This window comes from Nonomuraea insulae, assembly GCF_042656245.1.
Window position 1 is genome coordinate 26,084 of record NZ_JBHSPA010000098.1, and the last position, 20,758, is coordinate 46,841.

A 20,758-nucleotide genomic window follows, 5' to 3' on the forward strand; every position below is an offset into this window, starting at 1 on the left:
GCTCCATGTCAGAGCGTCAAGACGGGCCCGCATCGTGTGTCCGGCTGGTTGTTGAGGCCGGTCAGGTCATGGGAGGTCGCCGCCGTAAGGCTCGATGCGGTCGATCAGCTGCTCGCTCCAGGCCCGGATGGCAGCGGCCTGCTCGGGTGCGAGCGAGTCGAGAAAGTAGCGGCGGATGTTGCCGCCGTGCACGAGGATGGCGTTCTGCGCGGCACGGCGGCCTTTGACGGTCAGTCCGATCCCAGTGCGGCGGCCGTCGGCCCCGCTCTGGGTCCGCTCCACGAAGCCGCGGTTCTCCATGCGCGTCAGCAGGTGCGAGACGCGGCTCTTCTCCCAGTCGAGCGACTCGGAGAGCTCGCCGACGCGCATCTCGCGACCGAGTGCCCGCCACAGCGTCACCAGCACGCTGAACTCAGCCTTCGAGATGCCGCAGTCGCGCTGCAGACCACGGTCGAGCTCCCGCGCGAGCAGGCGCTGCGCGCGCATCCAGGTGTCCCAGAACTCCCACTCCTCGGGTTCCAGCGTACGGATCTCCGCCATGGCGGAAATCATACTGAGCAACTGAGTTGACGCGTCAACTCGGCCTTCTTAGAGTTGACGCGTCAACTCAGTTGAAAGGACGCCATGGCATTCCGCATCCACACCCACATCGCCTCCTGGGCATTCGGGGAGGTGCTCACCCGATGAGGACACTGCTGCGTGGCGGCATGGTGGTCAGCATGGACCCAGCCGTGGGCGATCTCCCGCAGGGAGACGTGCTCATCGAGGACGGCCGGATCGCCGCGGTCGCCGCCACCGTCGCCGCGGCCGACGCCGAGGTCGTGGACGCCACGGGCAAGATCGTGATGCCCGGTTTCGTGGACACCCACCGGCACACCTGGCAGACCGCGTTCCGCGGCATCGGCGCGGACTGGACGTTCGACCAGTACCGCGTCGCCATGCACGGCACCCTACGGCCGCACTACCAGCCGGAAGACGTCTACCTGGGCAACCTGCTCGGCCGGATCGAAGCGCTCGGCTCGGGCGTCACGACCATGCTCGACTGGTTCCACTGCTCCGACCGTCCGGAGAACGCCGACGCCGCGATCCAGGCGCTGCGCGAGGCGCCCGGCCGCTCGGTGTTCTGCTACTGCGCGGGCGTCGGCGACGAGCCGATCGCACCCGAGATCACGCGCGTACGGTCGCAGCTGCCCGACGGCGGCATGATGCTGGGCCTGCGCGGGCCGCAACTGACCACGATGGACACCACCGCCACCGATGTCGCGCTGGCGCGGGAACTTGGGCTGCGGGTGAGCGTGCACGTGCACGGCGCTACCGGCTGGCCCCGTGGCCGCCGTCCGATCGCCGACATGCGTGACCGCGGGCTGCTGGACGACCACACGACCTTCGTGCACGGCAACGGCATCTCCGACGACCAGGTGGCGATGATGGCCGATGCGGGTTGCTCGGTGTCGATCAGCCCGGACGTCGAGCTGAAGATGGGCTTCGGCTGGCCCGAGACCGGCCGCATGCTGGCCGCCGGAATCCGCCCGTCGTTGTCCATCGACGACTGCCCGTCCGCCGGCGGCGACATGTTCGCCACCATGCGCACGGCGCTCGCCGCGCAGCGCGGCCTGGACGGCGGCCTCAGAGCGCGAGACGTCATCGAGTTCGCCACGGTGGACGGCGCCCGCGCGTGCGGACTCGACGCCCGAACCGGCAGCATCGCCATCGGCAAGGACGCCGACCTGGTCCTGCTCGACGCCGAGGACCTCTCGGTTTTCCCCGTCGGCAACCCCGTCGGCACGATCGTCGCTTCCGGCCATCCGGGCCTGGTGGACAGCGTCTTCGTCGCCGGCAGAGCGGTCAAGCGGGACGGCCGGCTGCTCGGCCTGGACCTGGCGGCGTTGCGGGCACGGCTGCTGGAGTCCCGCGATCGGATCGCCGCGGCCGCCGGCATCGCGGTCGACGGATCATGGACGCCCCCGACACGGTGAGTGCCTCGAAAGTACGGGGTGCTTCGGCATGATCGCGGCCGGAATGTCATGTCCGCATGGACGATCACCGCGCTAACATCGCACCGTTGACTCGTGTTATGCGCACGAGTCAACGGTGCCGAAAAGCTTTCCACCCCCCAGCGGAAGTCCCATCGGAGGTAGAGCCGTGAGCTCTGGCAAGAAGATCTGGTCGACGGCTTTGCTCGCCACCGCCATGTTGGCGGTCACCGCGGCCTGCGGCGGCGGCGAGAGCGCCGACGGCGAGATCAAGCTGCGCTTCTCCTATTGGGGCGGTGACGCGCGCCAGAAGATGACCGAAGCGGCGATCGCGAAGTTCGAGGCGAAGAACCCGGCCATCGATGTCGAGGGCGAGGTCTCCGACTTCCCCAGCTACTACGAAAGACTGTCCACGCAGGTCGCAGGCAGGGACGCGCCCGACGTCATGACCCTGGAAATCCGTGGCCTGCGTGAGTACGCCGAACGCGGCACGCTGGCCGAGCTGGCCTCCAAGGTCGACACCTCCGACATCGACGGCAAGGTGCTGGCCACCGGCGCCGTCGGCGGCAAGCAGTACGCCATCCCCACCGGCGTCAACGCCTTCTCCATGGTGATCAACCCGGCCCTGGTCCAGTCCGCCAAGGCCACGCCTCCCGATGACAGCTCGTGGACCTGGGAGGACTTCGTCGAGCTCAGCTCCAAGGTCACCGCCGGCAGCGGGGGCAAGATCACGGGTACGCAGCTGTCCTGGAACCCGGCGTACCTGCAGATCTACGCCGCGCAGAAGGGTGAGCAGCTCTACAACGGCAACAAGATCGGCCTGTCGCCGCAGACCATCAAGGACTGGCTGGCCATCACGCAGAACCTGATCAAGACGGAGGGAGCCCCCGCTGCCGCCAAGACCGCGGAGTTGTACGACGCCGGCATCGAACAGACGCTGATCGGCACCAACACCGGCGCGACGACCATGATGTGGAGCAACGTTCTCGGCGCGGCCGTCAAGGCATCGGGCCAGAACCTGGAGTTGCTGCGGATGCCGAAGATCGAGGGTGCCAGGACCGGCGGCATGTTCCTGCAGCCGGCCATGCTCTACACCGCCTCCTCCGGGTCGCAGCACGCGGCTGAGGCCGCGAAATTCATCGACTTCATGATCAACGACGCCGAGGCCGGCCAGATCATCCTCAGCGACCGCGGCCTGCCGGCCAATGCCAAGGTGCTGGCGGCGGTCAGCGCCAAGCTGCCGGCCGCGGACCTGAAGACGATGGCATTCGTGAACAAGGTCCGTGGCGAACTGACCGATCCGCCCGCCGCCCCGCCAAAGGGCTCCAGCGCCATGGAGGACCTCCTCAGGCGATACGCCGAAGAGGTCATCTTCAATCGGATGACCCCCGACGAGGCCGCGCAGAAATTCATCACCGAGGCCAACGCCTTGCTCGCGGGCTGAGCATGCCGCCCCGGTCGGGCTGTTGCCGGACCGGCACGCTGACTCGGTGCTGGGTCGGCGTCGAGGCGCTGCGAGCGGAGCTGGAGACGCCGGAGGGCCAGGAGCGCTACCTGATGGCCGGTCTGGCCGGGGAGGCCGAACGTGCCGGGATCGTGCCCGGCGCCAAACAGATCTACGACTTCAAGCGCCCGCCGGTCGCCGGCGGCCCGGTCGCGGTCGGCAACATCGACGCCCTCGACTTCGTGGTCGGCGTCAGCGTCGCCGGCCAGATCCACGGGCAGGTGAAGGACCTGCCGGAAGGGGCCGGGATCTCCATCTCCACGGACGTCGAGGAGTCCGGCTGGGCGGCGATCGAGACGGCGTTGCGCGATCTCTACGGCGACACCGAACCGGTGGGCACCTTCGCGACCGAGGTGCCGTACTCGGCTGGTGGTCCGATCCGTTGGACGCGATCCGGATCTACACTCTCGACGAGCCGCGACCGCACTGGCACCTGGTGAGTTTCGGGATGTCCGAGCTCTACGAGAAGGTGAGCGACGACCCGGAGGAGTCGGGCTGGGGGATCGAGTTCAGCATCCGGGTGGCCCGTGGCCCACAGGACGAAGCACCGCCGACCTGGTCGGCCGTGCTGTTGCAGCAGCTGGCCAGGTACGTCTTCGCGGTCCTCGAACAGCACGTACGCGTCCGGCACGCTGCCCTGGTCAGGTCCGCCACCGATGTTGCGCACCTTCTGCCCGCCCGAGCAGGTCGCGCAGGCGGTGATCCCCGCCTCGCCGATCTTGTCGCGTGAGTCCTCGGCCTCCCGCATGAACACCCGGTCCGCCGGCCGCGGCCGCACCTCCAGCCGGCTCGTGACGGTGTTCGGGCGGCCGAGCGACCGGAAGGCGGCCGTGACCGGGATGTCGGTCGCGGGCACGTCCGGTAGGCCGTACCGTAATGCAGGTCATTGACCACGGCACCCGGCGACTGTGACCGCGGCTAGATGGGGAAGCGGCCGCGGCGCCAGTGCCAGTGGCGGCCGGCCTTCAGGTGGTCGACGACCGCGCGCTGGAGCGCGGTACGGCGCGGCAGCTGGTCGAGCGGCGTGGTCAGGCTGCGGAACACGAACCGCAGCACCTCGACGTCGGCGTCCAGCCCTTCCGGCTCCTCGTAGGGCTCCACCTCGAACCTCCGCTGGAACCGGACGATGTTGGAGCCCTCGGGCAGATACTCCAGTAGCTGCGGGTCGAGCAGCCACGAGCCGCAGGAGAACGCCGTGTAGCGCTCGTCGGGAAAGTGGCGTGGGAAGAACGCGCGGGCCTCGTCGAGCGAGGCCGCGACCGCCTCCGGGGTCATCGGCCCCGACTCGGGGATGTGCAGGCCGATGGTGGTGCCGCCGCGATGGTGCTGCAGCCGCCCCAGCTCGTAGACGCCGCCGCGCGCGTGCAGCGTCAGCCAGCTCTGCATGACCGGCCAGCCCTCGCGGTGCATCCGCCGGTCGAGCGCGAGGTTGCGGCCCAGATCCGCGAGGGTCACCCACGACACGGCATCGGCGATGCCATGGTCGCGGTGGTACTTCGTGACGACCTCGACCAGGGCCAGGTACGCGTACACGTAGAGATGCCGCCAGGCGGGGCCCCGTTCGCGCGGCAGCTCCGGACCGGGCGGCAGCCAGCCGTGGCCCCCGAGATCGGCGCGGACCAGGGCGATCGAGCGGTCGAGCAGCCAGCGCAGCTCCGGAGTCCACAGCGGAGAGCCGGGGTCGGGCCAGCCCGCCATGATCTCGGCGGCGTCGTCCGGCCGCACCGCGAGCCGGTCGAGGATCGCGGGCGCGTCGGCCTTGGCGGGTAGCGAAGCCGACGGCCGGTCGCCGGCGAGCCGGTGCACGCGCTCGACGTCCTCGACGGGTACTCCGAGCCGGGCGGCGATGTCGTCCAGATCCACGCGGACGATCCTACGATCACGGCAACGCCACGGAGAAGAGCCAAGGGATCTACCTCGTGTCCTGGTTTGTTGACCTCCTGCTCTCCTCGATGCGAGAGCACCCCCTGTTCTTTATCGTCCGAATTGTTGTCCTGAGCGAAGATTGGATCGTTTCTCGGCTTATCCAAGTGCGCCGGACGGGGATCATTCTCCGCAGGACGCGGACAGATCTCCTGCATTCCGTCACGGCCTCGTGGGACAAGTCGGCTGTTGTGCGGCGCAGGTCGGAGCCCACCGCCGGCCAGGCCTGTCCGTGCCGATGACCAGGACGGCGACGCGCCGTCTCAGCCGGTGACGGCAGGTACGGCCAGCGGCCGCAGCCCACAACTGGCTTATTTCAGAGATCGCCTAAGAGATCGCCGACGATCAAGTAGGCTCACCCGAAATCGGGGCTTGATCGGTCAATTCGTCGTGCATGTCGGAGGACGATTGTGAATGTGGAAGCGAACATGAGCCCAGAGGTGCGGCGGCTCGGATCGCCCGGCCTGGTCAGAGAGACGGACGTGCGGGCCGCCCTGACCATGCTGGACGCGGGTCCGGCCGGGCTTGTGATCACCGGGGGAGCGGGGGCGGGCAAGAGTGCCCTGGCTCGCCAGGTGCTGGGGCGGCTTCAGGCCGATGGCTGGGGCGTGGCCGCCGTGGTGGGCAGATGGTCTCCGCGAACGCTGTTCCGAGGTGTCACAGAGGCCTTCTCAGGTTGGGACGAGGAGCTCTCCCAGGAACAAGCGAGCATCATGGGGGACCTCGGCCTGGCTCCGTCGGACGATGCCATGTTCGACACGACCTGCCGCCTGCTGAAGAGCTTCCCCCTGGTCCTGCTCTTCGACGACCTGAGCCAGAACCTCGACGGCACGGGCTACCTGGATCCCGGCTTCGGCGAGGTGTTCGACCGGCTGTGCCAGGCCGCCGATCGGGGCCGGGTGCTGGTGACCAGCCGGACGCCGCCACCGGCCACGGACAACCTGCTCGGTGTCTTACGGCTCGACCCTCTGGACCTGACCGCGGGAACCGAGATGGCAGCCGGGCTGCCCTTCCTGTCCACGGTGGATCCGGCCACCCGGGAGCGAGTGGTCGGCACGACCGCGGCGCATCCACGGTCCCTGCAACTGGTCGACGCCTGGCTGTCGGCGAACCCCGAAGGTGCGGGGGCGCGGCTCGCGGCCGTGACGCCGGGGGCCGTACCGTTCGACCTCGTCATGGCCGAGCTGACGGGACAGCAGCGAGAGGCCCTGCTCCAGGCGGCGATCTTCACCGTCCCCGTCACCGCACACGACCTGGCCGTCACCTGCGACACGAGTGAGCCGAACCGCAGACAGCGCCCGGAGCCCGAGCGGGCGGCCCTCGAAAGCGTGCGGGCCACCGCGGCCCGGCTCGCCGAGCTCGGACTGCTCAACGCGTGGGAGGGATGGGACGGGGAGACCGTTTACGTCGCCGACCGCTGGATCGCGGAGATGCTGGCGCCGCACCAGGGCCCGGCGATCGCCGACCGTCACGAGCGCGCCATGAACATGCACTACAGCCGGACGCACGGCACCGGCACGTTCGACGACTACGTCGCGGTCTGCCGGCATCTGCTGGCGGTCCAGGGGATGGGTGACCTGACGCACTTCGTCCTCGCCGTCATCGAGAGTCTGGAGACAGACTTCGAGTACGCGGGGATGGCGCTCCTGGGAGAGATCGCGCCGTACGTGCCGGCGGGCAACGGCCACCATCGTCCCATCCGTGACCACCTGGTCACCATGTTGATCCGGCACGATTTCCCGCGCGCCGCGCGAGAGGTGGCAGAACGGTCGCTGTCCGCCGTCAAGGAATGGGCCGCCACCCACCCGGAGCGCGACGAGGCCAGGTTCTGCCTCGGCGCCGCGCACGACATCTGCGGCCAGGCCCGGTTCGCCGACGGCCGGCTGGTGGCGGCCGAGGCCGTCCTCACTGTCGCCGTGGACATCTACCACGAGCTCGCGGCCGAGCACCCGGCCTTCATCGAAGCAGACCAGCGGCTCGCCAACTCGTTGCAGCACCTCGGCGAGGTGTACGGCGCGCTCGACCTGCCGGAACACAAGGACAAGGAATACGAGACCTGGGCCGAGTGCTCGTCGATCCGTACCCGGCTCTTCCAGGCGGACACGAGCCCGGAAACGGCCACGGAAGCCGGCCTGGCCTTCCGACGCCTCGCCGGCCTGGCCACGAGCGACGGCGATCGGGACAACGCGCTGAAACTGCTGAGCACTCGCCTCGCGATGATGGAGGCGATGGCGGAGATGTATCCGTACGACGAGGAACTCGCCGCCGAGCTCGCCATCGCGAGGGAGGACGTCGTCGCCTACTCCATCGACGGTCCTGAGCAGGCAGGGCGTCTCGACGGGGAGATCGGCACAGGAACGGCGGAGGTCATCGGGATCCTGAGACAGGGGCCGTTCGCCTTCAATCAGTGGCGCGCCGACCACGCGGAGGAGGAACTCGACCTTTCCGGCGCCGATCTGCGCGGATTGAACCTCGACCAGATGGTCTTCGCCGGTGCCAACCTCGCCGGCGCGGACCTGTCGCGAGCCTCCGCCCGCGGCGTCATCTTCTCCGGTGCCGACCTGACCGGTGCCAACCTGGCCGGCGTCGACCTGACCAGCGCGGGCTTCGGCTACAGCGAGTTGGTCGACGCGACCATCGCCTTCACTCGGCTGGGCAGTGCGATGATCCAGCCGGCGACCTTGACCGGCGCGGTCTTCACCGGTGCGATCCTCGACCACACTTCGTTCCGTGAGTGTGACCTGATGGGCGTCGACCTGCGCGGATGCGACCTGAGCACGCTGGATCTCAAGCGCTCGAGCCTGGACGGTGCGATCACCGGCACGCCGTAGCACCGCCCGGTGACGGCGGCATCGCCACCGCTGAGGAGCGGCACTTCGAGGCTGAGCGCGGCGACCCGACAGCGATGACGCAGACCGGCATGCTCCCTTGAGCGCGGCAGGCTTCGTCTCAGTCCTACCGGCCTGAGCGGGCGGTGGCCGCCGACGAGTCGGTGTCGTGAGCGATGGTGTTCCCCGTCAAGTCTGCGTGTTGAAGTTTCTTGCGGCGTTCTCCTCGGCATCGCGGGGCCAGAGCAGGTGTTCTCCACCGCCTGGGTTCACGAGCGGCCCGGCTGGGAATCACGTCCCCGTATGTCGCTCTATGCGGTTGAGCAACTACTGAGGGTGGGAAGCGATGACGATGGACACGCCCCGACGGATCGTCCTGGTGCGCCATGCCAAGGCCGACTGGAGCGCGGAGAGCGACCACGAACGGCCCCTGGCCGAGCGCGGCCGCAAGGACGCGTCCGTCGCCGGCCGATGGCTGGCCGGGTCGGGCATCACGCCCGACCTCGCACTCGTCACCACTGCCGTACGCGGCCGGGAGACCTGGAAGCTGATGGTCTCCGAGCTCCCGCAGCGCTCCCGGACCGTATATGACGAGCGACTGTATGAGGCCGGCTTGGGCGAACTCCTCGCCGTGATCAACGAGACCTCCGAGGACGTCGGCGACCTTCTGGTGCTGGGCGGCAACCCCGGCATCCACGGCCTGGCCGACGCTCTGGCCGGCGAGGCCGAGGGTGACCTGCTGGCCCGGATGAACCGGACCGGCTTTCCCACCGCCTCGATCGCGGTTCTGGCATTCACCGGCCCCTGGAAGGTCGTGGAACACGGCGTGGCAAACCTGGTCGCCTTCTGGACGCCGGAGGTCTGACCGGGCTTTGCATCGCCGAACCTCGGGGAAACCTCCCTCAGCGCTGGGTGGAGGTCCGATTCGCGTCGCGCCGGTAGGCGTAGTGGATGAGCCCCTCGTGGAACCTGCCCACCTTGTCGTACAGCGCGCGAGCCGGGGGTACGTGGTTGTTCATCGCAGGGCCGCCGCGAAGACCAGACGGTTGGTGCTGGTGTAGGCGTGTTCACGTTCGGACCATGCGATGCGGGAGATGATTTGTTCGGGACTGGCCGGACAATTGCCGGGGTGAGTCAGGCGTTCTGCCCACCATCGGGCATTACGTGATTGGCGATCGAGAATCGCATCAAGCACACCAGCGCGGCGCGCAGCGGGGAGTCCGTAGGCGTCGGTGAGCACCCGAATCTGGGCTGCTTGCGTGGTGACCGGCGGCGCGGTGGCCTTGGAGGAGATGCACCACGTCCAGGCCATGTATCCGATGTCCTCGAGCGGATTGCCAGGGGCAGCGGTGTCGAAGTCGATGAAGGCAACTGGCAACCCGGCGCGGAACACCGTGTTGTTGGGTCCGGGGTCATGATGGCAGATGACCGGGTGCTCCCCGGTAAGGCCGCTATCGCGGGTGGCGTCGTGCAACGAGCGCAGCAGCGCTCCAGTTGAAGCGACCTGAGCGTCGCTCCAGCGCTGGAACTTGGCAGGCACCCAGCCGGGCAGGTAGCTGAGAATCTCTCGGTCGGCTGTATCCCGTCCGAGATGGCGCGGTGCTCCCGCGAACTGGCATTGCTCGAGGTGCGTGAGCAGGTGAGCAACGAAGACGGAGGAGGCCGTGGCGGGCCGCCGAACGGTATCAGCGACACGGACGACACCTGGGGTGATGCGACCTCCGGTCAGGGGAACTTCAGCGGGAACATGCCGCATGGTGGGAGTTGTCCTATTCAGTACTTGAAGTGCGGGGGACGGTGTTGCGGCCGTTGATCGTGGGGATGCCGAGGTCGACGACGTGGCGGTTGGAGAGCGTCGGTGGAGTTTGCCTTCCGCAGCGGTCGCCTTCGTCGCGCTCCTCGGCGGCGAAATGCCCTATGAATGTCCTGCTGATTACCTGGCGCCACGTCTTCTTGGACATTAGCGTGAATGACACACGGGTGACGAAAATATTCGGCACCTCCAGACATGCGTCTGTCTTCAATCGCGTGGAACCGAAGTGGCGGTCGCTTTCTCCGCTGGGCAAGTAACGGTTGCCAATACCGGTTCCGCGCTTGACGTAGCCGGCCGTATGCACGACGAAAAGGAAGCGGAGAAATGAAGCGAAACGTCACCGGAAGAATTGCCATTACCGCGATCGGCGGCCTCGCGGCTCTACTGCTCTCCGTCAGTCCCGCACAGGCCAAGGAAACGGCGGGTCACTGGTACGGCCCCTACTCCACTCAGGGAATCTGCGAATACTGGAGGAACGGTGTGCAGGCAGGCGGGACACAGACCCATCCCTGCTTCGATGACCAGGGCTGGTACTTCTGGGCAGCGTCCTGAGTGGTCAGTACTCCCGATCGCACGCCCATCGCCGGGCAGATTCCAGGAAGGGTGTAGCCCTCCTGAAGGGGCTCTTGATCTGGAGCTTTGCCTGCGGACAGAGCACGGAGAAGGCGAAGGTGGGCGGCCGGCCGCGCGACGATGTCGATTCTCGCTGTGTGCCAACATCGCCTCTGCCCCGGGTTCAATGCCTTCGCCATTGTTGCGGCCGCGTGCCCCCTGTTGGCGCTGCTGTTGTGAGTCGAACTGCTCAACCGTGCTTTGAAGCGGCATCGCTTCCAAGCTGCCACATTTCATAGTTCCCGCATTCGGCCGTGATCTCAGCCGCCGCCTGAGCCGCGGTGAAGAAGTCGTCGGCCATCGGCGAGGTGCGCGATGCCGCCATCGCGAGGCATACCTGGTCGGGCGCCAGATCCGGGACGGGCACGTAGCTGATGTCCGGATGTGAGTAGAACACGGTCGCCGAACGGGCCAGGAACGAGATGCCCCGGCCGGCCGCGACATGCTCGAGCGTCTCGTCCACCCCGCGCACCAGGTACCCGGCGTTAGGGTGCGGGCGCCTGGTGGGCTGCGTGCTCGTGTCGGCATGCCAGACCAGCGGCTCGCCGGCCAGGTCGGCCTCGGCGATCTGCTCCCGGCCGGCCAACCGGTGGCCGGCGGGCAGCACCGCCACCCGGGGCTCGGTGTACAGCGGGGTGACGCGCAGGCCGGCCTCGTCGATGGGCAGTCCCACATAGCCGACGTCGATGCGGCCGTCGAGCAGCATCGTGGCCTTGTCGTCCCATTCGATCCGCTGCACGTCCACCAGGACGTCCGGGTGCCGGTCGGCGAACAGCCGTATCGCCGGGGTGACCGCGATGCCCGCCCGGAAGCCGACCATCAGCCGCCGGCTGCCCCGCGCGGCCACGGTCACCCGGCGGCGGACCGCGTGCGCGGAGGCCAGCAGCGGGCCGGCGTCGGTCAGCAACTGCCTGCCGGCGTCGGTCAGCGCCACGCCGTGGCGCTGTTGAGGGCTCAGCGGGCGGGCAGCGTCCACTCCCCGCCTTCGCGGGCGGGCGGCCCGGACCGATCCCCCGAGGGATCGATGTCTTCGAGGACCATGACCTCTTCGGTCCGGAAGACGAGGCGCGCTTCGGGAGATGGCCCGCTCGATGCGGCAGAACGGCACTCATAGCCGTCCGGCTTGTGCGGCCTCACATCCGGGATCTCAGCACGTCGAACTCGCAGCCTGGCGAGGACGGGTCGAAGCCGTGCTCGATCAGCCAGCGGGCGGCCAGCAGGCTTCGCAACGACCACCACGCGCGGATCACGTCGAGATCGACGTCGGCGCCGTAGCCGGCGACGACGTCGTCAAGGTGCTCCTCGTGTCCGAGCGTCAAGATGGCGAGGTCGAACAGGGCATCGCCCTGGCTCGCCTCGGACCAGTCGATCACGCCGGTGATCTCGTCACCCTCGACGAACACATGAGTGATCTGCAGGTCGCCGTGCGTGAACACCGGTGTCCACGGCCGGAGCGCAGCCTCGGCAACCCGGCGGTTGCGCGTGACCAGGTCGGTGGGAAGGACGCCGTTCGTGACGAGCCACTCGCATTCGCCGTCGAGGTGCGATGCGATCTCGTCGAGGCTCCGACCGGGCCATGGCGGCAGTGGCGCGTCGTGCAACATCCGTGCGGCGGCACCCGCCGCGGCCCACGCCGCCGGCGACGCGGTCGACGGCTCGCCGAGGCGGCCGAGCGCCGTTCCTGGGACGGCGGCGAGCGCGAGCACGGGCGGCTTGTGCCACAGGACCTCCGGAGTCGGGATCGGCGCCATAGCCATCGCCTCGACCTCGACCTCGGTGCGCGTCTGATCAGTGTCGATCTTCAGGAACACGTCGCCGACGCGCAAGGTCGCGCGCTCCTGATGGGCGACGACGACCTCGATCTCTTCCACGTCGGCCATTATCGCGGGGATGACCATCGACGTCGCCGGGTTTTTCGCGTGCGACCGCATGGCTGACCGCGTCCCGCTGCCCGGCGGCCTCGTGCACGGCACCGGCTGCTGGCGGATCGAGCAGTGAGGTGCTTCTCACCCGAAGGCGCAGGTCACGACCCCGATTGCGGATCACCCGGCTTGGTCGCGAATAGCGAAGCCACTCGCACCCTCCTTGGAATCGACGCGTTTCGCCTCGCGGAGGAGGGCTTCCAGCGGCCCCGCCCGGCCAATCAGCCTGGCGTAAGGAGTCCTATGTCGGACCTTGGTTGCCCGAGCCGTTGCTGACCGCGCCCGACGTGGCCGAGGACATCGCGCTGGCCGCCTGCTCGACATCCTCGCGCCGGACGTCGTCGCCCTGTGCGACGGCGGCGGTGTCAAGCATGCCCTGCTGCGGCCCATTGTGGGGGCTGACAACGTCGCTCGCCTGCTGGCCGTCGGCTGGTGGAAGCGCGACGCGGAAAGGTCGGTCGAGCTGGTGCAGATCAATGGCGGCCCGGGGCTGCTCGTCCGAGTCAACGGCGAGATCGACGGCGTGGTGGCGGTGCGAGTGGAGAACGGCTACGTCAGCGGCGCCTATCACGTGCGCATTCCCGAGAAGCTGTCGCGTATTGGACAGCAGACCGCCGTGAGCCGCTGAGCTCTGCTTTCAACCTCCGGCCCGGTAGCAGGACAACTGGTCCGTGGCCCGCCGCCTGCCGGGCATGATTTCACTACTATGTGGTACTGTGTAGTGGTAATCGGTACTACAGAGTACTAAGGGAGGCGGAAGAGGATCCACGATGGACGACCTGACGGAGATGCTGAAGGGCACGCTTGAGGGCTGCGTGCTGGAAATCATCGGCAGCGAGGAGACCTACGGGTACGCCATCACGCGTCGGCTGAACGAACTCGGCTTCGCCGACGTCGTCGAGGGGACGGTTTACACCATCCTGCTGAGGCTGGAGAAGAACGGGCTCGTCCAGGTGGCGAAACGACCGTCCGGGCTGGGCCCTCCGCGCAAGTTCTTCGCGCTCAACGACGCGGGGCGCGAGGAGCTCACGAGGTTCTGGGCGAAATGGGAGTACGTCACATCACGGATCGACAAGCTCAAGGAGGGCGGGAGATGAACTTCTGGGAGACCATGACAGGCAGCGATCTCACCAGGGAATGGAAGGCGTTCGAAGTCCGGGCCGGGGCATTGCCGGCCGACTATCGGGCGGCGTGGGAGCAGATCAAGGCTCATCTTTTTCCCTACGGGGACTTCACGGGCCGGAACCTGATGCCGATTCTGGACGGTGCTCTGGGGCTGCTCGAAGAGACAGCGGCCGATGGGATGAGCCTTCACGAGGTGCTGGGTGACGACATCGGGGGTTTCTGCGCGGCGCTGGCCGGCGGAGAAGGGGCTCGGAGCTATCGCGACCGGTGGCGCGCGCAGTTGAACAGGAATGTCGCAAGGAAATTGGGCCGGCTAGGAGGCTGACGTGGGCATCCAGGACATCATCGAGGGCAAGAAGCAGTGGCGGGCGCACGTGGCGCGGGTCAAGGCCCTCCCGCCGGACTACCAGATCGTCTACAAGGAGATTCAGAGGTACCTGTTCAAGGTTGGACCGATCGACTTGCTCGGTGGGAATCTGCTCTCAGGGATCGTCGATTTCTTCGAGGAGGGCGTCGCGGCCGGCAAGGGAGTCCTGGAACTCATCGGCAACGACGTCGCTGCCTTCTGCGACGACCTGGTCAAGGACTCGCGCACCTACGCGGACGTCTATCAGGAATCCATCAGCGGGGAACCCGGAGCGGCCGAGAAGTAGCACCCGTCGCCCCAAGGCACCGGCGAGCGCCCCGACCACCCAGGACGTCATTGTCCTGCCAGTGCGCGTATGCCCGGACGGCCCTTGGCGAGCTGGGCACCTGGGGTTAGGCAGTGCGACGGTCGGGCTGGACCCGATCGCTGCCCGCACCACCTTCCGGCTCCCCACCAGGCGCGGACAACTGGAGCGCCGCTACAGCCGCTTGTGCGATGCCTCGTGGGCGCGAATGACCGACAGCACCCCAGGAACCTGGTTCTACGCGCAGACCTGTTACGCCTCCTACGGCGATGTGCACGACCCGGTCGGAGCCGTGCGGACCCAGAACCTGTCCCCAGCTCGCTCGGCACGACGGAAGGCGCAGGCGGCCGAACTCCGCGCCCTGCGGCAGCCGGACGGACACGTCGTCCAGACACCGACGATCCCGACGATGACCAGCTCCGCGCCGAGGAGCACGTACAGCCGCAGGCGGCTTGCGGGCAAACGCGCCGGAGGTACGGGCTCAGCTACGGGGGCGGTGAGCCCCGTGCCTTCGGTGGCCGGAGGATCTTGTACGCGGGCGGCGTCGGCGGTGAGCCGGTTCGATCGCCAGGTGGCGGGATCTTCACCGCACGCCTGGACGAATGCCTCGGTCACTTCCCAGGAGGGCAGCTGATCGCCCGACTCGGCCTTGGACGGGCGGCTGGGGCGGCGCTCGCAGGTCGGATGGAAAACATGACACAAGACGTCGGGTTTTAGATCAATCATGGATTCACCGGTCGGCACCGATGTGGGTGTGGACCGGGGCCCCACGGATGGACAAGGACCTCAATGCGCGAAACACCAGAAGATCTCAAAGAGCTTCAGGCTCTCCTCGGCGCCTCGCTCTCCCGCTCCACCTCGCACCTCCGCTCGATCATCAACACCGAGCGCACACTGACCGCGGAGCAACTCACCCAGGTCCTCACCGGCATGTGCACCCTCGCCCTGTCCACCGTGACGGCGAAGGGCGAGCCGCGGATCAGCGGTGTGGACGGGCACTTCCTGCGCGGAAAGTGGCACTTCGGCACGGCGCGCGGCGCCGCCAAGGCCCGCCATCTCGCCGCCCGGCCCGCCGTCAGCGCCGCGCACATGCGCGGGGAGGATCTGGGCGTGTTCACGCACGGCACGGTGGAGATCCTCAACCCCCAGGACGGCGAGCCGGCCGCGGACTGGCCGGACCTGCTCGCCTACTTCAAGGACTTCTACGGCGACGACTTCTTCGACTGGGACAACGACGTGGTCTACTACCGGCTGCATCCGCACTGGATGACCGTCTACGCCGCCGACGTCGACAAGCTCACCGCGCTGTCCCGGTCCTGATCCGCAAGGTCAACACCGCCGACCTGGTCGCGGCGCTGATGGCCATGACACCACCGCGGTGTCATGGCTGGTGCGGCCCCGGCGCTTGTGGCCTTGAGGCACCGCAGGTCAAAGGCGTGCCTCAGACTTGGGGAGAAGGGGCCACTCGCCGCCGGTGATATCGATCGAGGAGCGTCATGACCGTCGTCCTGTCCGTGGAGCCGGCCGCGTCCGCGCCTGCGTTGCGCCTGCGGCCGTGGCGAGGAGAGGACGCGGCGGCCCTTGTGGCGGCTCATCGTGATCCGCTCCTGCGCCGCTGGTTGACCACCTCTCTGGTCAGCGAGGCGGACGCGCGTCGATGGATCGATGATCAGGACGAAGGGTGGGCCGCAGGCGTCCGATTCAGCTTCGCCATACTGGAGCGCGGCGGCGACGTCGGCGGGCCGGTCGGCCACATCGCGGTGAAGGGCGGCGTCGATCCCACAGGCGCCTCGGCGGAGGTTCCCCCCGATCCGCCGGCCTTCCCCGACAAGGGACACCTGCACGTACGCGCGAACGCGGCGGCTGGATCCATGAGCGTCGAGTAGCACCGGCCCGGCTCCGCGCGGGCTGCACCTTCGACAGCGTCGCATCCGCCACTCGGCCGTCAGCACCGGCCGTATTTCGGTGAGATGCCTCAACCCTGTCGGAGATTCCGGTGGGCGCGCTCCAGGTCGTCTCTGGCGGTCTTGGTCAGTGTCTGCTCGGTGCCCATGACGGCCTCGAATCGGTTCACGACCCATGCGTATTCGGCGAGCGCGTCCGTGGTCCGTCCGACTGCCTCATACGCCGCGGCCAGGCCATGCCGTGTGATCAGCGTGTCGGGATGGTCGGCGCCCAGCAGCCGCGCCTGTTGTCCGGCGACGTGCTCGTACAACTGGACAGCCTCATCAGCCCTGCCCGCCACCTTGTACGCGCGCGCCAGCTGCCCTCTGACGACCCAGGTATCGGGATAGTCGCGATCGAAGAGCCGCTCATGATCAGCTATCAGCTGCTGGAACAACCTGATGCCTCGCCCGGGCCGGCCTCCCTCGACGTTGGTGTAGGCCTGGAAATAGCGCGCCGCGATCAGGGTGGGATGGTCGGGCTCAAGCGCCCGCTCCTGGTCGGCCACAATCCGATCCAGCAGCGGCACCGCCTCCGATGCCCTGCCCGCCATCGTGTACGAGAAGGCCACCGAAGCGCGCGACCACAACGTATCCGGATGATCATCACCAAGGATCCGGGAGCGCTCGGCCGCGACGCGCTGGTAAAGTCCGGCGGCCTCCATTGCCTGGCCCGCGTACTCGAAGGCATGCGCCAGCGTGTGCCGAGCCGTGAGGGTGTCCGGGTGCTCGGCTCCTAGAAGCTGCTCACGCCCCCTGACAACGGCTTCGGCGATCGGGATGGCCCGGGCGCCGTCGTTCAGATAGACCAGGTGGGACGCCACGTCGTGGCGGACCCGGAGCACGAGCTGGGCTGACGTGCGCATTTGTGCGGATTCGTCGTCAGGAACCTGCTCCACGGTTTCCCACAAGGTTGTCGCATGCTCGGCCACCGCCATGATCGTGGGGAACTTCCGCCAGGTGTCCTGGTCGGTGACGTCCTCGACCGCCACGCACAGCCGCTGCGCGGCCGCCTCGATCATCTCGGACAGGGTGCGGTCACGTTTGGCCTGATCGTGTACGGCACGCCGGACGAGGCGGTGGACGAACGCGGTCGTGTCGCTCCGGCTGAAGGTGACCAGCGACCGAGCACCCAGCTCGGCCAGAGCCGTCTCCGCCTGCGGGCCGAGCAGGTCGAAACCGACACCGGACGTCGACAGCACGGACAACTCGCCGAGCAGGTGCGCGGCCGCGGGGCCAGTCTGCCCGACCGACAGCATGATCGCCTGCGCGACGCCGGTGGGGTACGGCTCGCCGCGAGGCCGTGCGAGGAGCACCTCGATGGGGGTGGCGTGCAGCCGTCGCAGGTAGGACGCGCAGGACAGGCGCGGCGGGCCGACCAGCGTCGCGGCGGCGATGCCCAGGGCGAGCGGCAATCGGTCCAGTTCCTCGGCAAGCGACCGGAAACCGCCGTCGTCTCCGCCCACTCGCGTGCGAAGGTAGCCCACCGCCTCGGCCTCGGTGAACTGTTCCACCGGAACCAGCGTGGCGAGCCGCTCAAATGAATGATCATTTGTGGTGATCAGCACACGAGTTCGGCCGTGCGAGGGAAGCAGCGGCGCGAGCAGATCGGGGTCCGTCGCGTTGTCGACCATGACCAGGTACGGCTCACGCCGCTCCTGGAGCCAGACTCTGACCTTGCGTGTCACGGTCGCCGAGTCGTCGAGGTCGCTGCGTAACCCGAGTTCGGCAGCCATCTGATCCACGGAACCGTGAAGTTGCTCGACGGTTTCGGCGTGCAGCCACGCCACCGGGACGCCCTGCTCGATACAGCGCCGGGCGTACGCCGCTGCCAGGTGGGTCTTACCCACCCCGCGACCACCGACCAGGGCGCACACCACCGCCATGTGACGCGCGGAGAACATCTTGTCAACGCGCTCGCTCAGATCCGAACGCGGCTGGAAGGCCTTCGGTTCGCGTGGCACGTCACCGATCACCGCGGGCACCGGGCGTGAGTCACTCTCCGGGGCATGGGGCGGGCTGGTGCCCGGCTCCGCCTGCCCGGCCCAGATGGCGAGCGGCGTTCCGGGGAGCAAGACGACCAGACCCACGACGATGCCTGTGGTGTCGAGTCCGAGCTCGTGCGCCACACAGATCCACCAGGCCAGAACCCCAGCCACCGACGGCAGCAGCGCAGCGATCACGACCTTGAGCCAGCGCGGCATCTCAGCCCTCTCTGCGCAGGAATGGTTTCCGTGAGGAATCAGAAGGCCGTACTCGAAGAGTGTCACATGCCGCTGTTCAGCGGTACTCGGGAAGGACACCAGCGAGGGCGCGTCGATGAGCTCGGTGATGAGCGCGTCGTACCAGGCGGAGCAGTGCTGGGGGCGGGGGTCGACATGCTCAGCTCCGGATGAAGCCGTTGATGATCAGTGGCAGTGAGGCGTCCAGGCCCGCCACGTTCAGCACGCCCTTGTCCTGCGGGTCGCCGATCGAGTGGCCTGTCGCGGTCATCGCCGCCACGACCACGCGGGCCTCGGCGGCCACGGTGCGCCGGTAGGCGTCGAGTTCCTGTGACGGGTGCGCTCGGCCCGCCCAGGTCTCGTTGTCGGTGAACAGCACGATGCCGTCCGCCTCCATCTGCTGCTCGCGCGCCCACCGGAACGGCAGGGACAGGTCGGTGCCGCCGCCGGACGGCTTCCAGGAGGCGATCTCGCGCAGGTTGGTGCGCGGGGTCACCTTCGAGGGGTGGACGCTGGTGTCCACGTCGATGACGTGCACGTTTCCGCGCTCGATGCGGGCCAGCATGACGGCCATGGCGCAGCCGACCTCGTACGCCGAGCCGATCGGCGAGCCGCCGACCGTGACGACGCCACCTGCCCAGCGGCCCGACATGGAATCGGAGGAGTCGACCGCGACGAGCAGTCGCCGGCCGCTGGGCTCGACGGTGCCGAACGCCAGCTCGTACGTCTCCTCCAGGGCGTCGCGGATCGCCGGGGCAGGTGCCCAGGTGTGCGCGCCGGCGCGCGGGTTCGGCTTGGCGCGCCCGGAGCCGTACACGCGCAGTGCCAGGAAGGCGTCCATGGGGTGGATGCGGGCCTTGAGCAGCGCGTCGCGGTCGGTGAGCCGGGCGACTGCGCGCCGGGTGGCGTCGCTCGCGGGCTTGAGCGTGCCGATGCGGGTCATGCGGCCCAGGTTGCGGATGAGGGCGGTCATGCCGACCGTGTCGATCAGGGCGTCCCACACCGCGGGATCGCGCAGCATCGCGTCCGGCAGGAACTCCCACGGCACCCTGCGCTCGGTCACGACACGGACTGCTTCGTGCGGCGTGGTGACGGCCTTCGCGGTCAGGAACCGGTCCACCGCCTCCAGCGCGTCGCGCGCCCGCTCGTCGGAGACGTTCCCGGCGATCCAGCCGAACAGCCGGGCCCGCTCCGGGCTGTCCGCCTTGGGGTGGGCGATGCGCAGCGCGTCACGCAGGTCGAAGGCCTCGCCCTGCGGTGTCTTGCGCTGACGTGCCTTGCACACCTTGAACGCGACGTTGTCCGGGGTGCCGGAGGTGAACCAGGAGGCGAGCGCGGTCCGCAGCGACCGTCCGGCGACGGGTGCGCTGCCGCGAGCGGTCGCCTTGCCGCCCAGGTTCTTGTAGTAGCCGAAGAACTGGGCGAGGTGGTCGGTGGTGCGCGCGACCTGCGGCAGCGCCGCCTTCGCGGCCTGCCGGGTCGCCGCGTCGCCCTTGGCGTAGGCGGCGGCCAGCGCGAACAGCGCCGGGCGCTGCTTGGGGGCGCGTGGTGGGCGCGCCGTCGAGATGGCCGTCAGCAGTTCGACGGCGCGCGGCCCGTCCGCGGCGATGGCCTCGAACAGCACGCCGGCGTTCTCGGTGGTGAGCCGGTCCTGCGCCACGTAGTAGGTGCCGCCGGTGGTGCCGAGGATCAGGAAGTCCTCCAGCCTGCGCCACAGGTCCTTGGCGAACACGTAGCCGCCCGCCGCGTTGCGCACCTGGCCGGTGTGGCCGGGCAGCGGCCGCGTCTGCGGTGTGGCGATGGCGGAGACGCCGGCGAGAGGATCACGGTTACGAGCCATGAATGTGCCTCCAAGGCAGTTCGACCCACCGAGAGGGCGGATGCGGGGGAGGGAGGGCTCCGGCCGGGTGCCCAGTCAGCCTGGGCGTTCAGTGCGATCAGGAGAGGACACGGATGTGGAGATGCTCACCGGCGTTCAGGTGCTCTGCCAACTGAGCTACCGGAGCGTTCAGCCCCGGGCAGGACTCGAACCTGCGACATCCCCATTAAAAGTGGTAACCGACGAACTTCGACCCGTGCCCTCTCCGAACCGCACTGACGGACTGCCCAGCCGGGAACGGGGACGGATGTGAGAAACGGCACCGGATGTGATCTTTTACAGAGAGATAACCGATGCCATTCGACCCGTACGCGCACCAGACCCGACGGACCTGAGAGGGGCT

At 68.3% G+C, this 20,758-nt stretch carries 21 protein-coding genes; 13 read left to right on the plus strand and 8 right to left on the minus strand.

What is annotated here, in order from left to right; translation table 11 throughout:
* Positions 1-66: 66 nt before the first annotated feature.
* Positions 67-540, minus strand: coding sequence for a MarR family winged helix-turn-helix transcriptional regulator (locus ACFPZ3_RS59345; RefSeq protein ID WP_379523287.1), 474 nt, complete (start codon positions 538-540; stop codon positions 67-69).
* Positions 541-683: 143 nt separating this feature from the next.
* Between ACFPZ3_RS59345 and ACFPZ3_RS59350 the strand changes: the two genes are divergently transcribed.
* The 4 genes from ACFPZ3_RS59350 to ACFPZ3_RS59365 all read left to right on the plus strand — a co-directional run bounded on the left by ACFPZ3_RS59350 (position 684) and on the right by ACFPZ3_RS59365 (position 4,207).
* Positions 684-1,976 carry an amidohydrolase family protein gene (locus ACFPZ3_RS59350; protein ID WP_379523288.1) on the plus strand — a complete coding sequence of 431 codons (1,293 nt, stop codon included), beginning with the start codon at positions 684-686 and terminating at the stop codon, positions 1,974-1,976.
* 166 nt (positions 1,977-2,142) lie between these two features.
* Positions 2,143-3,417 (plus strand): ABC transporter substrate-binding protein, encoded by a 1,275-nt coding sequence (locus ACFPZ3_RS59355; RefSeq protein ID WP_379523289.1) that lies wholly within the window; start codon positions 2,143-2,145, stop codon positions 3,415-3,417.
* Positions 3,418-3,419: 2 nt separating this feature from the next.
* The gene (locus ACFPZ3_RS59360) at positions 3,420-3,917 is read left to right on the plus strand and encodes a hypothetical protein (RefSeq protein WP_379523290.1); all 498 of its coding nucleotides are present in this window, start codon (positions 3,420-3,422) and stop codon (positions 3,915-3,917) included.
* A complete protein-coding gene (locus tag ACFPZ3_RS59365; protein ID WP_379523291.1) occupies positions 3,914-4,207 on the plus strand; it encodes a suppressor of fused domain protein in 294 nt (97 codons plus the stop codon). The genes ACFPZ3_RS59360 and ACFPZ3_RS59365 overlap by 4 nt, the downstream gene beginning before the upstream one ends.
* A gap of 188 nt (positions 4,208-4,395) precedes the next feature.
* Here ACFPZ3_RS59365 and ACFPZ3_RS59370 read toward each other — a convergent pair whose 3' ends face one another.
* The gene (locus ACFPZ3_RS59370; protein ID WP_379523292.1) at positions 4,396-5,340 is read right to left on the minus strand and encodes an acyltransferase domain-containing protein; all 945 of its coding nucleotides are present in this window, start codon (positions 5,338-5,340) and stop codon (positions 4,396-4,398) included.
* Positions 5,341-5,828: 488 nt separating this feature from the next.
* On the opposite strand from ACFPZ3_RS59370, the gene ACFPZ3_RS59375 reads away from it, so the two are divergent.
* Positions 5,829-8,231: a pentapeptide repeat-containing protein gene (locus ACFPZ3_RS59375; RefSeq protein ID WP_379523293.1), complete on the plus strand. Its 2,403-nt coding sequence runs from the start codon at positions 5,829-5,831 to the stop codon at positions 8,229-8,231.
* A gap of 343 nt (positions 8,232-8,574) precedes the next feature.
* The gene (locus ACFPZ3_RS59380) at positions 8,575-9,093 is read left to right on the plus strand and encodes a SixA phosphatase family protein (RefSeq protein ID WP_379523294.1); all 519 of its coding nucleotides are present in this window, start codon (positions 8,575-8,577) and stop codon (positions 9,091-9,093) included.
* 150 nt (positions 9,094-9,243) lie between these two features.
* Here the strand turns inward: ACFPZ3_RS59380 and ACFPZ3_RS59385 are convergent, their stop codons facing one another.
* Both ACFPZ3_RS59385 and ACFPZ3_RS59390 read right to left on the minus strand, forming a co-directional pair.
* The gene (locus ACFPZ3_RS59385) at positions 9,244-9,984 is read right to left on the minus strand and encodes an aminoglycoside phosphotransferase family protein (RefSeq protein WP_379523295.1); all 741 of its coding nucleotides are present in this window, start codon (positions 9,982-9,984) and stop codon (positions 9,244-9,246) included.
* 13 nt (positions 9,985-9,997) lie between these two features.
* Positions 9,998-10,345: a hypothetical protein gene (locus ACFPZ3_RS59390; RefSeq protein ID WP_379523296.1), complete on the minus strand. Its 348-nt coding sequence runs from the start codon at positions 10,343-10,345 to the stop codon at positions 9,998-10,000.
* A gap of 20 nt (positions 10,346-10,365) precedes the next feature.
* On the opposite strand from ACFPZ3_RS59390, the gene ACFPZ3_RS59395 reads away from it, so the two are divergent.
* Positions 10,366-10,593 carry a hypothetical protein gene (locus ACFPZ3_RS59395; protein WP_379523297.1) on the plus strand — a complete coding sequence of 76 codons (228 nt, stop codon included), beginning with the start codon at positions 10,366-10,368 and terminating at the stop codon, positions 10,591-10,593.
* A gap of 250 nt (positions 10,594-10,843) precedes the next feature.
* On the opposite strand, the gene ACFPZ3_RS59400 is transcribed toward ACFPZ3_RS59395, so the two are convergent.
* Positions 10,844-11,629, minus strand: a complete 786-nt coding sequence (locus tag ACFPZ3_RS59400; protein ID WP_379523298.1) for a LysR family substrate-binding domain-containing protein — start codon at positions 11,627-11,629, stop codon at positions 10,844-10,846.
* Positions 11,630-11,786: 157 nt separating this feature from the next.
* Complete coding sequence (locus tag ACFPZ3_RS59405; protein ID WP_379523299.1) at positions 11,787-12,524, minus strand: phosphotransferase family protein; 738 nt, start codon at positions 12,522-12,524, stop codon at positions 11,787-11,789.
* A gap of 304 nt (positions 12,525-12,828) precedes the next feature.
* Here ACFPZ3_RS59405 and ACFPZ3_RS59410 point away from each other — a divergent pair, with 304 nt between their 5' ends.
* The 6 genes from ACFPZ3_RS59410 (at position 12,829) to ACFPZ3_RS59435 (ending at position 16,257) form a co-directional block, all read left to right on the plus strand.
* Positions 12,829-13,203, plus strand: coding sequence for a sigma-70 family RNA polymerase sigma factor family protein (locus ACFPZ3_RS59410; RefSeq protein ID WP_379523300.1), 375 nt, complete (start codon positions 12,829-12,831; stop codon positions 13,201-13,203).
* A gap of 142 nt (positions 13,204-13,345) precedes the next feature.
* A complete protein-coding gene (locus ACFPZ3_RS59415; protein WP_379523301.1) occupies positions 13,346-13,672 on the plus strand; it encodes a PadR family transcriptional regulator in 327 nt (108 codons plus the stop codon).
* Positions 13,669-14,025: a DUF1048 domain-containing protein gene (locus ACFPZ3_RS59420; protein ID WP_379523302.1), complete on the plus strand. Its 357-nt coding sequence runs from the start codon at positions 13,669-13,671 to the stop codon at positions 14,023-14,025. The genes ACFPZ3_RS59415 and ACFPZ3_RS59420 overlap by 4 nt, the downstream gene beginning before the upstream one ends.
* Position 14,026: 1 nt before the next feature.
* Positions 14,027-14,353, plus strand: a complete 327-nt coding sequence (locus ACFPZ3_RS59425; RefSeq protein WP_379523303.1) for a DUF1048 domain-containing protein — start codon at positions 14,027-14,029, stop codon at positions 14,351-14,353.
* An 807-nt stretch (positions 14,354-15,160) separates the two neighbouring features.
* Positions 15,161-15,691: a pyridoxamine 5'-phosphate oxidase family protein gene (locus ACFPZ3_RS59430; protein WP_379523304.1), complete on the plus strand. Its 531-nt coding sequence runs from the start codon at positions 15,161-15,163 to the stop codon at positions 15,689-15,691.
* A gap of 176 nt (positions 15,692-15,867) precedes the next feature.
* Positions 15,868-16,257, plus strand: coding sequence for a GNAT family N-acetyltransferase (locus ACFPZ3_RS59435; RefSeq protein WP_379523305.1), 390 nt, complete (start codon positions 15,868-15,870; stop codon positions 16,255-16,257).
* 89 nt (positions 16,258-16,346) lie between these two features.
* On the opposite strand, the gene ACFPZ3_RS59440 is transcribed toward ACFPZ3_RS59435, so the two are convergent.
* Entirely contained in the window at positions 16,347-18,518 is a 2,172-nt protein-coding gene (locus tag ACFPZ3_RS59440) for a tetratricopeptide repeat protein (protein WP_379523306.1), read from the minus strand.
* Between the two features lie 178 nt (positions 18,519-18,696).
* The gene (locus tag ACFPZ3_RS59445) at positions 18,697-20,376 is read right to left on the minus strand and encodes a TROVE domain-containing protein (RefSeq protein ID WP_379523307.1); all 1,680 of its coding nucleotides are present in this window, start codon (positions 20,374-20,376) and stop codon (positions 18,697-18,699) included.
* Positions 20,377-20,758: the final 382 nt, after the last annotated feature.

Excerpts from the sequence above, each read along its gene's own strand:
- ACFPZ3_RS59345 (WP_379523287.1), bottom strand. The coding sequence starts at position 540 with ATGGCGGAGATCCGTACGCTGGAACCCGAGGAGTGGGAGTTCTGGGAC.
- ACFPZ3_RS59350 (WP_379523288.1), top strand. The coding sequence starts at position 684 with ATGAGGACACTGCTGCGTGGCGGCATGGTGGTCAGCATGGACCCAGCC.
- ACFPZ3_RS59360 (WP_379523290.1), top strand. The coding sequence starts at position 3,420 with ATGCCGCCCCGGTCGGGCTGTTGCCGGACCGGCACGCTGACTCGGTGC.
- ACFPZ3_RS59375 (WP_379523293.1), top strand. The coding sequence starts at position 5,829 with ATGAGCCCAGAGGTGCGGCGGCTCGGATCGCCCGGCCTGGTCAGAGAG.
- ACFPZ3_RS59380 (WP_379523294.1), top strand. The coding sequence starts at position 8,575 with ATGACGATGGACACGCCCCGACGGATCGTCCTGGTGCGCCATGCCAAG.
- ACFPZ3_RS59385 (WP_379523295.1), bottom strand. The coding sequence starts at position 9,984 with ATGCGGCATGTTCCCGCTGAAGTTCCCCTGACCGGAGGTCGCATCACC.
- ACFPZ3_RS59395 (WP_379523297.1), top strand. The coding sequence starts at position 10,366 with ATGAAGCGAAACGTCACCGGAAGAATTGCCATTACCGCGATCGGCGGC.
- ACFPZ3_RS59415 (WP_379523301.1), top strand. The coding sequence starts at position 13,346 with ATGGACGACCTGACGGAGATGCTGAAGGGCACGCTTGAGGGCTGCGTG.
- ACFPZ3_RS59420 (WP_379523302.1), top strand. The coding sequence starts at position 13,669 with ATGAACTTCTGGGAGACCATGACAGGCAGCGATCTCACCAGGGAATGG.
- ACFPZ3_RS59430 (WP_379523304.1), top strand. The coding sequence starts at position 15,161 with ATGCGCGAAACACCAGAAGATCTCAAAGAGCTTCAGGCTCTCCTCGGC.
- ACFPZ3_RS59435 (WP_379523305.1), top strand. The coding sequence starts at position 15,868 with ATGACCGTCGTCCTGTCCGTGGAGCCGGCCGCGTCCGCGCCTGCGTTG.
- ACFPZ3_RS59440 (WP_379523306.1), bottom strand. The coding sequence starts at position 18,518 with ATGCCGCGCTGGCTCAAGGTCGTGATCGCTGCGCTGCTGCCGTCGGTG.
- ACFPZ3_RS59445 (WP_379523307.1), bottom strand. The coding sequence starts at position 20,376 with ATGGCTCGTAACCGTGATCCTCTCGCCGGCGTCTCCGCCATCGCCACA.